This is a genomic window from Pedobacter aquatilis, from assembly GCF_032678425.1.
Lineage (GTDB): Bacteria > Bacteroidota > Bacteroidia > Sphingobacteriales > Sphingobacteriaceae > Pedobacter > Pedobacter aquatilis_B.
Map to the genome: position 1 here is coordinate 542,916 of NZ_JAVTSG010000003.1, position 11,660 is coordinate 554,575.

At 35.6% G+C, this 11,660-nt stretch carries 11 protein-coding genes and 1 riboswitch; of the genes, 6 read left to right on the forward strand and 5 right to left on the reverse strand.

All coding sequences use genetic code 11. From position 1 onward, the window contains the following. Nucleotides 1-514: 514 nt before the first annotated feature. Both mnmA and aqpZ read left to right on the forward strand, forming a co-directional pair. On the forward strand, nucleotides 515-1,606 hold the full coding sequence (gene mnmA, locus R2Q16_RS12330; protein ID WP_316737418.1) for a tRNA 2-thiouridine(34) synthase MnmA: 1,092 nt from the start codon (nucleotides 515-517) through the stop codon (nucleotides 1,604-1,606). A 163-nt stretch (nucleotides 1,607-1,769) separates the two neighbouring features. Then, nucleotides 1,770-2,480 (forward strand): aquaporin Z, encoded by a 711-nt coding sequence (gene aqpZ, locus R2Q16_RS12335; RefSeq protein WP_316737419.1) that lies wholly within the window; start codon nucleotides 1,770-1,772, stop codon nucleotides 2,478-2,480. A 173-nt stretch (nucleotides 2,481-2,653) separates the two neighbouring features. Here aqpZ and R2Q16_RS12340 read toward each other — a convergent pair whose 3' ends face one another. Together R2Q16_RS12340 and R2Q16_RS12345 are read right to left on the reverse strand one after the other, a co-directional pair. Then, a complete protein-coding gene (locus tag R2Q16_RS12340) occupies nucleotides 2,654-3,169 on the reverse strand; it encodes a glutathione peroxidase (RefSeq protein WP_290237854.1) in 516 nt (171 codons plus the stop codon). A 66-nt stretch (nucleotides 3,170-3,235) separates the two neighbouring features. Further along, a complete protein-coding gene (locus R2Q16_RS12345; RefSeq protein WP_316737423.1) occupies nucleotides 3,236-4,240 on the reverse strand; it encodes a hypothetical protein in 1,005 nt (334 codons plus the stop codon). A 217-nt stretch (nucleotides 4,241-4,457) separates the two neighbouring features. Then, a riboswitch (SAM riboswitch) is annotated at nucleotides 4,458-4,568 on the forward strand. A gap of 277 nt (nucleotides 4,569-4,845) precedes the next feature. Between R2Q16_RS12345 and R2Q16_RS12350 the strand changes: the two genes are divergently transcribed. The 3 genes from R2Q16_RS12350 (at nucleotide 4,846) to R2Q16_RS12360 (ending at nucleotide 8,626) form a co-directional block, all read left to right on the forward strand. Continuing rightward, complete coding sequence (locus R2Q16_RS12350) at nucleotides 4,846-6,165, forward strand: O-acetylhomoserine aminocarboxypropyltransferase/cysteine synthase (RefSeq protein WP_316737424.1); 1,320 nt, start codon at nucleotides 4,846-4,848, stop codon at nucleotides 6,163-6,165. 34 nt (nucleotides 6,166-6,199) lie between these two features. Beyond that, a complete protein-coding gene (metX, locus tag R2Q16_RS12355; RefSeq protein ID WP_316737425.1) occupies nucleotides 6,200-7,258 on the forward strand; it encodes an alpha/beta fold hydrolase in 1,059 nt (352 codons plus the stop codon). Nucleotides 7,259-7,381: 123 nt separating this feature from the next. After that, nucleotides 7,382-8,626, forward strand: a complete 1,245-nt coding sequence (locus R2Q16_RS12360) for a homoserine dehydrogenase (RefSeq protein WP_316737426.1) — start codon at nucleotides 7,382-7,384, stop codon at nucleotides 8,624-8,626. Between the two features lie 75 nt (nucleotides 8,627-8,701). Here R2Q16_RS12360 and R2Q16_RS12365 read toward each other — a convergent pair whose 3' ends face one another. After that, nucleotides 8,702-9,145, reverse strand: a complete 444-nt coding sequence (locus R2Q16_RS12365) for a hypothetical protein (RefSeq protein ID WP_316737428.1) — start codon at nucleotides 9,143-9,145, stop codon at nucleotides 8,702-8,704. Nucleotides 9,146-9,160: 15 nt separating this feature from the next. Further along, the gene (locus R2Q16_RS12370) at nucleotides 9,161-9,931 is read right to left on the reverse strand and encodes a queuosine precursor transporter (RefSeq protein WP_316737429.1); all 771 of its coding nucleotides are present in this window, start codon (nucleotides 9,929-9,931) and stop codon (nucleotides 9,161-9,163) included. A 147-nt stretch (nucleotides 9,932-10,078) separates the two neighbouring features. Here R2Q16_RS12370 and R2Q16_RS12375 point away from each other — a divergent pair, with 147 nt between their 5' ends. Further along, the gene (locus tag R2Q16_RS12375; protein ID WP_316737430.1) at nucleotides 10,079-11,305 is read left to right on the forward strand and encodes a multidrug effflux MFS transporter; all 1,227 of its coding nucleotides are present in this window, start codon (nucleotides 10,079-10,081) and stop codon (nucleotides 11,303-11,305) included. A gap of 132 nt (nucleotides 11,306-11,437) precedes the next feature. Here R2Q16_RS12375 and R2Q16_RS12380 read toward each other — a convergent pair whose 3' ends face one another. After that, nucleotides 11,438-11,626, reverse strand: coding sequence for a hypothetical protein (locus tag R2Q16_RS12380; protein WP_316737432.1), 189 nt, complete (start codon nucleotides 11,624-11,626; stop codon nucleotides 11,438-11,440). Nucleotides 11,627-11,660 lie beyond the last annotated feature (34 nt).

Here is an 11,660-nt window from a genome sequence, read left to right on the forward strand (position 1 = left end):
TGCGTAATGCATTCCCCTCTTCCAGAGGGGTGCCCGCAGGGCGGGGTGTTTATTTGTCTTGGCCAGACGGGCCTTTTTCTTTTGACAACAAAAGAAACAAAATTGCCGGCTGAAAATTTTTGTATTAAAGTAAGCGGTAAGGCTTTGACTGTGCATCCCCAAAAATTTGTTAGGCCGGTTTAAAGTGGAACGAAGAAGTAGTGGTTAGGCTTAATTGGATGAAAATAACAACTTCAGTATTTGTTATACATTAAAGACTTCGACGAAAATTTGTCTTGATTTTTGCAAGTGTATTGCACAATTTTAAGTTTCTTAAACCAGATTGAAGCGGATACCGGCCTTGTGGTTAAGGCCTGCAGGCGTATGAGCAAAAAGCTGGAAGAACGTTAACTAGAATACTGCCTTTGCTTTACTAAATACAATTACGCTATAATCATGGCTTTTTACAAGTAACTGACTTGCTTTGCGTAAATTGAGATTAGAAAACCTTATTTTTGCATCCAATAATTTTAAGATGAGTAAACACGGTAGAATTCTGGTAGCCATGAGTGGCGGGGTTGATAGTTCGGTAGCTGCAGTTATGTTACACGAGCAGGGTTACGAGGTAATTGGCTTAACCATGAAGACCTGGGATTATGCTTCATCTGGAGGTAGTAGCAAGGAAACCGGTTGTTGCTCTTTGGATAGCATTAATGATGCTCGTACTCTTGCCGTAAATTATGGTTTTCCACATTATATTTTGGATATACGCGATGAATTTGGCGATTATGTAATCGATAATTTCGTTGATGAATATTTAGCTGGCAGAACACCAAATCCTTGTGTTTTGTGTAACACACATATTAAATGGGAGGCCTTACTCAAACGTGCGAATAAACTGGATTGCGAATTTATTGCAACCGGACATTATGCAAATATCCGTCAGCAAGATAGCGGACGTTATGTTATTTCGAAAGGTAAAGACGAAAATAAAGACCAATCTTACGTTTTATGGGGTGTTTCGCAAGAAAATCTTTCTCGTACAAAATTTCCTTTAGGGAGTTTTGCAAAAGCAGAAATTAGACAAATGGCTTTAGATATGGGGCAAGAAGAATTGGCTAAAAAATCTGAAAGCTATGAAATTTGTTTCGTACCGGATAATGATTACAGAGCTTTTTTACGACACAAAGTTGAAGATTTAGAAGAACGCGTGGCAGGTGGAAATTTCATTTTAAGTAATGGAATGGTTGTTGGTCAGCATAAAGGTTACCCGTTCTACACAATTGGTCAGCGTAAAGGTTTGGGTGTAGCTTTTGGCGAACCGATGTTTGTTACTCAAATTTTACCCGAAAGTAATACCGTTGTTTTAGGCAGAGCCGATGAATTGGAACGTAGAGAGGCAATGGTTCGTAATATTAACCTTATAAAATATGCGAGCATTGAAGAGCCAATGAATGATGTAATTACAAAAATTCGCTATAAAGATGCGGGTATGTTAAGTACCATCGTGCAAGAAAAAGACAGAATGCGTGTTGTTTTTGACCATAATGTTTCTGCAATTGCACCGGGTCAATCTGCTGTATTTTACGAAGGAAATGATTTATTAGGTGGTGGTTTTTTAGTTTAACAACATCAATAACAATATTTTAAAGCCGGCTTAATGTCGGCTTTTTTGTTTTTACACATATGCAATTATTCTTCAAGCAAGCAAAAATTTTGAAATCGTAATTTTTAGGTTACATTTGCAGCATCTCATTCCTATTTAATTTTTAACTATAAAAAAACATTAAATGGAAACGAGTAAATTCTCAAAATTTAGTGCCGAATTTCTTGGCACATTAGTATTAGTTTTAATGGGTTGCGGAAGTGCAGTAATTGCAGGTGCTGATGGTTCAACTGGCGTTGGCTTGTTGGGTATCTCTTTCGCTTTTGGCTTATCAGTCGTTGCAATGGCATATGCCATTGGGCACATTTCTGGCTGCCACATTAATCCGGCAATCTCTATCGGAATGGTTGTAGCTGGCAGAATGAAGGCAAGTGAAGCGGCTTATTACATTGTTGCCCAAATTTTAGGTGCAATAGCCGGCGCAGGTTTGCTTTATCTAATCGTTAGCAATCAATCTATTTTTGAAATGAAAGAATGGGCATTAGGTTCAAACGGTTGGGGAACTGGTTACTTAGGCGAATACAATATAACAGCCGCCTTTATTGCAGAAGCGGTATTCACTTTTATTTTTTTATTGGTAATTTTCGGCTCTACATCTACCAAAAATATTAATGGTGGTTTTGCTGGTTTGGCAATCGGACTTTCATTGGTTTTAATCCACATTGTTGGTATTAAAGTAACGGGCGTTTCTGTAAATCCCGCCCGTAGTATTGGCCCTGCCGTATTAGCAGGTGGAGAAGCGATAAAGCAAGTTTGGTTATTTATTGCAGCTCCAGTTGTTGGTGCCATATTAAGTGCAGTAGTTTGGAAGACTGTTTTAGAGAAAAACCAATAAAGATGTAAGATGGGTGATGGATTAAAAAAATCTCTGCCAATTACCCTATGTTACCTTTAAGGAAGGTAATTAATTGAAAAAGGTAAAATGGAAGATGGAATATTACCCATTCACCATTTTACCTTTTTTACGATAGAAAATCATTCCATTTCCCGTCAAACATCTTCCATCAACTAGAGATTTTTTACAATCGCCTCGTCCATAGGTTTAGTTTTTGAACGGAAACGGTGAACCAACTCCCCTTTTTCGTTGATTAAAAACTTCTCAAAGTTCCATTTAATATCGCCTTGCTCTTCTGTATTGGTTTGAGTAGTTAAATACTTAAACAACGGACTAATATCATCCCCTTTTACGCTGCTTTTTTCAGCAAGTAAGAAAGAAACATTGTATTTTCCTGTGCAAAATTCTTTAATTTCTGCATTGGTAGAAAACTCCTGACCACCGAAGTTACCTGCCGGAAAGCCAATTAAAACTACTTTTTTACCATACTGTTTTTGCAGTTTTTCCAAATCTTCATACTGTGGTGTATAACCGCATTTAGAAGCAGTATTAACTATCATAATTTTTTTGCCTTTAAATTTCGACAGTTTTATTTCTTTACCATCGATGGTTTTAAAGCTGAAATCGTAAACATTTTTTGGTGGGTTAGGAACCAAAAAGTTTAATAGGATTAAAATCGTGCTTATCATTTTATGTTTATTTTATATACGAATATAGTTACAAATAGTTTTTAGCTTTAACTTTTTGTTGGAAATCTATTTAGGATTACAAACGGTAGACAATTTAGCCGCGTAATTTGCATTTAAGGGTTCGTTGGTTTGCGCCAAACGTTGCGAACCTGTATTTGCTGGGCACGCAATATCGCCAACAGCATCGTAAATTAATCTGTTGCCATTTGCTATTAGCTCTTTCGGCACATAAATTTGAACTTTTGTGATTGAATAACCTGAAGGGAAATAGCGTACATAATAACCATCGGGATGCTTTGTCCATATTCCACTTGGTACATCTGCTCTTGGAGGTGCCATACCAGCAAGAATTGCATATTTTTCCATGTCTGCGTAGGTATAATTGCCAGAAGAAACCAATTGGCGAATGTTATTTTCAGCCTCAAAAACGGCTTTTACACCTGATGGCAATTGGTCTTTAGCTTTTTCCATCACATCAAAAGGTAAAACGCCCAAAGCGCCACCTTCCAATTGAGTAAGTTGTTTTGGAGTGAGTAATTTTATGGCTGTAAGTTTTACTTGTCCAGCATAATCAGCAAATTTTGTTCTGGCGATAATTGTCCAAAGTAAAACCTGAATATCGTGTTGTTCAACATCCTGATGCTTCTCAGCACTTCTCAAAACTGAAATTACGATTTGTTCTTTTGGGCCTAAAACTGGTGCAAACATGTAACCATCACCTTTTGATGGTGCGAATGTTCCGGCTTTTAAGCAATAGCTTTTATTGGTCATTTCGTAAAAGCCTTCGCATAAAATGTAACCCCCTTCGGCATTTTTTGGCAATAAGTACAAAGGTTGATATTTCGCTGAGGCATTAAATTCAGGCATTTTTTCACCTTCACGATTAACATCTTCGAAATTTGTGGAGATTGCTTCTGGCTGTTTTAAAAATTTATCTACGCCTAATGCTTTGGCACCTTGAGCAGTTCCAACTTTTAATAATTTGTCCTTTAAGCCGCCAAATTGTGCATTAACGTTAATTCCAGCTATAGATAATAATGTTGATAGGAGAATGATTTTTACGTTTTTCATTAATAATTAGATTTTATAGGTTGCACAAACATAGAACTTTAGCGTTAATAACAAATCAATTTTCAAGAAATTATCACTTTAAGCTCTATTTTATTTACCTCAAATTCATAGCTTTACATAATAATCAGAATTTTATTTTGTGAATTGAAATTAAATTCAGACATTTGAAATATTATTTGGCAAAGCAGCTAAATAAAAGTCAATCTTTAATCAGATTGATTTATAAAGAAGTGGCGAGAGACTGGCTCTATGACCCGCTGGCAACCCTCAGAAAGAGAAGGTGCCAATTCCTGACCATATAACATGGTGTTATTTGGTGATATAAATTAGAACTGATGAATACATTAAATCTTCAATCGCAAAGCGAATCCGGCACGAAAGTCAAAAAGGCAGCAATTTCTTCTATTGATTTAATTTGTTTTGATATGCAGGCGATTACTTGTATGTGCTGTTGCATACAGTAATTTAAAAATCTTCCACTCTTGTTTCTTTTTCAAATTGGAAGGTCCCGAATAATCGGGATACGAAGCCTTGTCAGAATTTAGAATTTTTCCCAAAATCAATTCAATTATCAAAACATTCATTCAATTAATCACTTAGAAATTATGTCAACCTCATATAAATTTGAAACCCTACAGCTACACGCCGGACAAGAAATAGACCCTACAACTGGTTCAAGAGCAGTTCCAATATACCAAACCTCATCGTACGGTTTTAATAGTGCTGAACATGGCGCTAACCTGTTTGCGTTAAAGGAATTTGGAAATATCTACACCCGCTTGATGAATCCAACAACAGATGTTTTTGAAAAAAGAATTGCAGCATTAGAAGGTGGCGTTGCTGCTTTAGCAGTTGCTTCGGGACAAGCTGCACAATTTATCGCTTTGCATAATATTCTTGAAGCTGGAGATGGTATTATTTCATCATCACATATATATGGTGGCACTTATAATCAATTTAAGGTTTCGTTTAAGCGCCTTGGCATTCAGGTAGATTTTGCCAATCCAGATGTGCCTGAAGAATTTGAAGAAAAAATCACCGAGAAAACTAAAGCTATTTATTTAGAAACTATCGGAAACCCTGCCTTTAGTGTGCCTGATTTCGAGAAAATTGCGGCTATTGCGAAAAAATATGATATTCCATTAATTGTTGATAACACCTTTGGAGCTGGTGGTTACTTGTTTAAGCCACTAGAACATGGCGCAAACATTGTTGTAGAATCTGCAACGAAATGGATTGGCGGACATGGAACAAGTATTGGTGGCGTAATTATCGATGGTGGAAATTATAATTGGGGCAATGGAAAATTCAGTCAATTTACAGAGCCATCAGATGGTTATCATGGCTTGGTGTTTAACGATGTTTTCGGTATTGGTGGTCCTTTTGGGAACATTCAATTTATTATCCGAGCCAGAGTTGAGGGCTTAAGAGATTTAGGTCCTGCCCTTTCTCCATTTAACTCGTTTCTTTTGCTTCAAGGATTAGAAACCTTATCACTTCGGGTACAGCGCCATGTTGATAATGCTTTAGAATTGGCCATTTGGCTGGAAAATCATCCGTTAGTTAAAGAAGTACAATACCCTGGTTTAGCTAGTAGTAAATATAACGGCTTAGCTAAAAAATATTTAAGTAATGGCTTTGGTGGCGTTTTAACCTTTGAACTTAACGGTACAAAAGAAAATGCAACACGTGTTATCGACAACTTGAAACTAGTTTCTCATTTGGCTAATGTTGGTGATGCAAAAACACTGATTATTCAGCCTTCTGCAACAACGCACCAACAGTTAAGCGAAGCTGAACAATTAGCAGCAGGTGTAAAACCAAATGCACTGAGGGTTTCTGTTGGCATTGAGCATATTGACGATATAAAAGCAGATTTTGAACAAGCTTTTGCAAACATTACTGAAGAAACCTTGCAAGCTTAAAAAACCTTTTACGAACACGATACTAAAATTTAGAATGAGTACTGCATCAACATATAATCACCCTAAACAGTTTAAATTAGAGAACGGTAAAAAAATCCGCAATCTTCAAATTGCTTATCAAACTTATGGAAAGTTAAACGCAAACAAGGATAATGTAATTTGGGTTTGCCATGCTCTGACAGCAAATGCTGATGTTTTTGAGTGGTGGGAAGGTTTATTCGGACAAAATGCTTTGTTCAATCCGAACGACCACTATATTGTTTGCGCAAATGTTATAGGTTCAAATTATGGCACGACAAATCCTTTAAGCAGAAATCCTGTAACCGGCTTGCCATATTATTTATCGTTTCCTCAGTTTACCATAAGAGACTTTGTTACAGCACATCAGTTGTTAGCAAATCATTTAGGCATCAATCAAATCAAATTGCTGATAGGTGGTTCATTAGGTGGTCAACAATCTGTAGAATGGGCAATATCTGAACCAACCAGAATTGAAAATTTAATCCTGGTTGCAACCAATGCAGTTCATTCTCCATGGGGAATTGCATTTAATGAGAGTCAACGTTTAGCGATAACAACAGATAGAACTTTTTTCGCTAATCAGCCAGACGGTGGCAGCAAAGGATTGAAAACTGCCAGAAGCATTGCACTTTTAAGTTATAGAACCTATAACGCTTACGGAAGTACGCAAGTTGAAAGTGTGAATGATAAAACTGACAATTTCCGAGCTTCATCATATCAAAACTATCAGGGCGAAAAATTGATAAATCGCTTTAATGCTTATAGTTACTATTATTTAACTAAAGCAATGGATAGTCATAATGTTGGACGTAATCGCAAATCAATTGCAGAAGCTTTAAAAATGATTAAGGCAAATACTTTAGTTATTGGAATTGAAAACGATTTCTTATTCCCCATTTCTGAGCAAAAATACTTGGCTGAGAATATTACTGATGCTGCTTTTGAAACCATTCACTCTGAATATGGCCACGATGGTTTTCTAATCGAAACTAATGCTTTGACTAACATTATCGGAAATTTCATTAAGGAAAGCAGAGATAAGAAAATTGTAAAGTTGCAGCATACGGCCTAATAAGATCGAAAATAATGTTAGCCAAGAAAGCTAAAAAGAAAAATCAAAATAAATAAAGTAGGGAATCTGAATTGAGAAAAGTCTTGATACTTAATACTCGCTACTTGATACTACAATACAATCATGAGTAAAAATTTAAAAATAGGATTATTTGGTTTCGGAGTTGTTGGGCAAGGCTTATTGGATATTATTCAAAGCCAAAACCTAAACCTGGAAATTATAAAAATTGCAATAAAAGACCCAAGGAAAAAGCGTACGCTAAATAAAGATTTATTTACAACCGACAAAAACGAGATTCTGAATAATTCGGAAATCAATACAATTGTTGAGTTGATAAATGATGCAGATGCAGCTTATGAAATCGTTACAACGGCATTAAAAAATGGTAAAAACGTAGTTTCGGCTAATAAGAAAATGATCGCTACACACTTGAAAGAGTTGGTAGATTTACAGCAAAAACATGGAACTTCTTTACTTTACGAAGGTGCTGTTTGTGGTAGCATTCCGATTATAAGAAACCTTGAGGAATATTACGACAACGAGCTTTTTCATGCTTTAAGCGGAATTTTCAATGGTTCTTCTAATTATATTTTATCGAAGATTTTTAACGAAAATCAGAGTTATGATGCTGCTTTGAAAGAAGCCCAGGATTTAGGTTTTGCTGAAACAGACCCAATTTTAGACGTTGGTGGTTACGACCCGAAATATAAACTAGCCATTGCAACAGCACATGCTTATGGGTTATTTGTAAATCCTGATGCTATTTTAAACATAGGTATTCAAAACCTTTCTCAGCATGATATTAAATATGCTCGTGAAAAGAATTTCAAGATAAAACTAGTACCTACTGCAAGAAAGGTAAACAAAAAAGATATCGTAACTTATGTTTTACCAAAACTGGTAACTAAAGATGATTTCTTATACAATGTTGAAAATGAATACAATGCAGTAACTGTTCAAGCTGCCTTTGCAGATAAGCAATTCTTTTTTGGTAAAGGCGCTGGTGGACATCCGACTGGTGCGGCTGTGTTATCGGATATTGCTGCTTTACGTTACGATTACCGTTACGAGTATAAAAAATATCATTCAGAAAATGGCGTAAAGCATACTGAAGATATTTTACTGGAAGTTTACTTGCGCTACGCTGATGAAGACTTAATCAGTTTATTAGAATTTGATAACATCAGTGAACGCTATGCAGCCAGCGAATATAAATATGTTATCGGCACTGTAAAATTAAATGCTTTAATCAAAAACCGCGATTTGCTTTTAGATCAAAATGTTTTTGTAGCCTATACAGGCAGACAAATTTATAAGGAAGAGCAGCTTGCCGAAAATGTATATGCTGAAGAATTAGCAGCTTTATAAGAATTTTTTAAGGTTAATTTTTTTATTTGTTTTGTTGTTAAGCATAAAGGTCGGAGCGATTCCGACCTTTTGCATTTATTGTTTTGTTTTGATGTATTTTTCGACAATTATCCGGTCAATACCTTCCTTTTCAACTTGCTCCACTCCTGTTTGAATAAGTGTATCGCCCTGCAAAATTATCTTGAATTCAAAAGTTTTACCTTCCCAGTTTTTGTTACAGTAATATTCAAGGTGCTCTACATAATCATCTTTTTTTAAGCTGTAACTTCCACCTCCAGCATCAAAACCCAAAGTATCTGCCTTGTTTAAGCTGTGTTTAAGAAATGCAAAATGGGTATCGTTAATGATTTTTATCATTTCAAAATCCAATTCATAAGGTGTTGTCTTGCCTGATTTTTTATCTGTTATACTACCCGAAATTAATTTCCAGGTTCCTTGAATGTTTAGTGTTTTAACAGGTTCATTTTTACAAGAGAACAGTAAGCAAACTGCAATTAAAATTAAGAATTTTGATTTCATAAGTATTGATTTTAATTATCCTCGGCCTGCCATATCAATCAATTTTTTGGCTAAATCTTTCCCTAAATAACCATCAATTATTGCATGTACAATGTACAAAATAGGTGTCATTAAAATGGCAACAATAAATTTGTAGGTATAATTAACTAAACCTATTGCCGCAACCATTTCCCAACTATAATGATATTGAGGATTTAAATAAAATGCGATGAATATGACTACAAAACTATCAATCAATTGCGAAACTAATGTTGACCCTGTAGCACGGAGCCAAAGTGCTTTATCTCCAGTTATTCTTTTTATCCTATGAAAAATTAAAACATCAGCCAACTGCCCAACTATAAATGCAACTATCGAACCGACAATAATCCACATCCCCTGCCCAAATATTCCAGCAAAAGCATTATTCATATTCAAATCTTCACCGTTAATATTTTGATGCACCCAAAAATCGGCTGCGCTTAAATGCATAGAACCCCAAACCACAATAAAAGCAAAAGCAATTAAAATTGAAGTTAAAATGGATAAGAAACGAACTTGCTTTACACCAAAATATTCATTTATAATATCTGTCATGATAAAAATAATTGGCCAGGTTAATACACCAGCAGACATCACAAAAGAAAGATTTTTAACACCAAGCAAGTTGAGGTCAAACTTTTTAAAACCCAATGTTTCTTCAACACTAAATAATTTTACACCAATAAATTCTGATAAGATTGCATTTGCCACAAAAAAACTTCCAAGGATTAGAAGTAAACGGCTTTCTTTAGTTTTAAAAGTCATAGCGCATAAATCTAAATATAAATCAAATCAGAATTGTATTCTTATATGTTAAAATTTAAAAACAACTACTTTTTACAATCATTCGACTATAAAAATAGGTTAAGAAAGATAATCTCGCAATCTTTGCGGCCTTAAATACTAACAAACATGGCTAAGAAAAAACACTTTTTCCTTATATTAATATTAGGTTCGTTAGCGGCTTTAGGTCCGTTTTCTATCGATATGTATTTACCAGGGTTTGTTGATATAGCGCAAGACTTAAAAAGCACAGAATCAACAGTTGCTTTATCATTATCAAGTTTCTTTATTGGTATTTCTGCTGGCCAGCTTTTGTACGGACCTTTACTTGATAAATTCGGACGTAAAAAACCGCTGTATTTTGGTTTAGTGTTATACATTTTTGCTTCATTTTTATGTTTAGCCGTTACTGATGTTAACCAGCTCATAATCCTTCGTTTTGTTCAAGCTATTGGAAGTTGTGCAACGGCAGTCGCATCAGTTGCTATGGTTCGCGATTTGTTTACAGTTGAAGAAAGCCCGAAAGTTTTCGCTTCCTTAATGTTAGTTATTGCCGTTTCGCCTATGCTTGCGCCAACTGCTGGAGGTTACCTAATTGCCGCTTTAGGTTGGAAATATGTTTTTGTCTTTTTAGGCTTAATGGCTATTATAATTCTTTTGGCTACAATTTTTAAACTACCAGAAAGTTATAAACCAGATCCAAACTATTCACTAAAACCAAAGCCAATTATCAATAGCTTTTTAACCGTTTTAAAAGAACCACAATTTACCACATATGCATTAATTAGTTCGATTACATTTTCTGGCTTGTTTGCTTACGTATCCGCCTCGCCAACTGTTTTTATGAAAATATACGATGTGAGTAAAACTGGTTACGGATGGATTTTTGCATTGCTATCAGTTGCTTTTATTGGCTCAAGTCAATTAAACAGTCTAATTTTAAAATGGTTTAGCAGCAAAAAAATTGTAAGTTTTGCGCTGTTGGCACAGTGTGCCTTCAGCTTAATTTTTCTTGCATTTGCCATAAACGATTGGTTAAATCTTTACTGTACGATTGGTTTTATTGCGCTATTTCTATCATGTTTAGGTTTTATCAACCCAAATGCAGCGGCGTTATCTTTGGCACCATTCACCAAAAATGCAGGAAGCGCATCAGCTTTAATGGGTGCGTTGCAGATGGGTTTAGGCGCATTAGCTTCCGTTTTGGTGAGTTTATTTAGCGAACATTCTGTTGTACCAATGCCATTAGTTATGGCAGCTGCAGCGTTTGTAGCGTTATTTTGCCTTTTAATCGGCAGAAGATTCATTACAAACGAAGTTGAAGCATCGGCAGATGCCAGCATAGTAGCGCATTAAGTTTTACTGAACCATGATTTAATTTGCAATAGCTTTTAAAATGATTTGGAAATGAAAGCTAGCATTTCATAGTGGCTTTCAGTCCCGCCATCCGCTTTACTTCGTTGCACTCCGTGTCCGCTACTGTCGGGTTTAAAAACCAAGGATAGTCGTACTTCTGAAAATTTTATTAAACGATTTGCCTTTTCCTTTGATGTTTTTACTGCATTTGCCAATTTGCATAGCACCAAAACCGTTAATAGCATTTCTATCTGCGCCACCTAAACCCGATTGCAAAGCGGGACCAAGCCGAACCAATTTACCACTGCAACTGCTTTCCAAAAATATCTACTAATTGATATAACATTAAGCAGTC

Coding starts and splice junctions, on each gene's coding strand:
- mnmA (WP_316737418.1), top strand. CDS start 515: ATGAGTAAACACGGTAGAATTCTGGTAGCCATGAGTGGCGGGGTTGAT.
- aqpZ (WP_316737419.1), top strand. CDS start 1,770: ATGGAAACGAGTAAATTCTCAAAATTTAGTGCCGAATTTCTTGGCACA.
- R2Q16_RS12340 (WP_290237854.1), bottom strand. CDS start 3,169: ATGATAAGCACGATTTTAATCCTATTAAACTTTTTGGTTCCTAACCCA.
- R2Q16_RS12345 (WP_316737423.1), bottom strand. CDS start 4,240: ATGAAAAACGTAAAAATCATTCTCCTATCAACATTATTATCTATAGCT.
- R2Q16_RS12350 (WP_316737424.1), top strand. CDS start 4,846: ATGTCAACCTCATATAAATTTGAAACCCTACAGCTACACGCCGGACAA.
- metX (WP_316737425.1), top strand. CDS start 6,200: ATGAGTACTGCATCAACATATAATCACCCTAAACAGTTTAAATTAGAG.
- R2Q16_RS12360 (WP_316737426.1), top strand. CDS start 7,382: ATGAGTAAAAATTTAAAAATAGGATTATTTGGTTTCGGAGTTGTTGGG.
- R2Q16_RS12365 (WP_316737428.1), bottom strand. CDS start 9,145: ATGAAATCAAAATTCTTAATTTTAATTGCAGTTTGCTTACTGTTCTCT.
- R2Q16_RS12370 (WP_316737429.1), bottom strand. CDS start 9,931: ATGACTTTTAAAACTAAAGAAAGCCGTTTACTTCTAATCCTTGGAAGT.
- R2Q16_RS12375 (WP_316737430.1), top strand. CDS start 10,079: ATGGCTAAGAAAAAACACTTTTTCCTTATATTAATATTAGGTTCGTTA.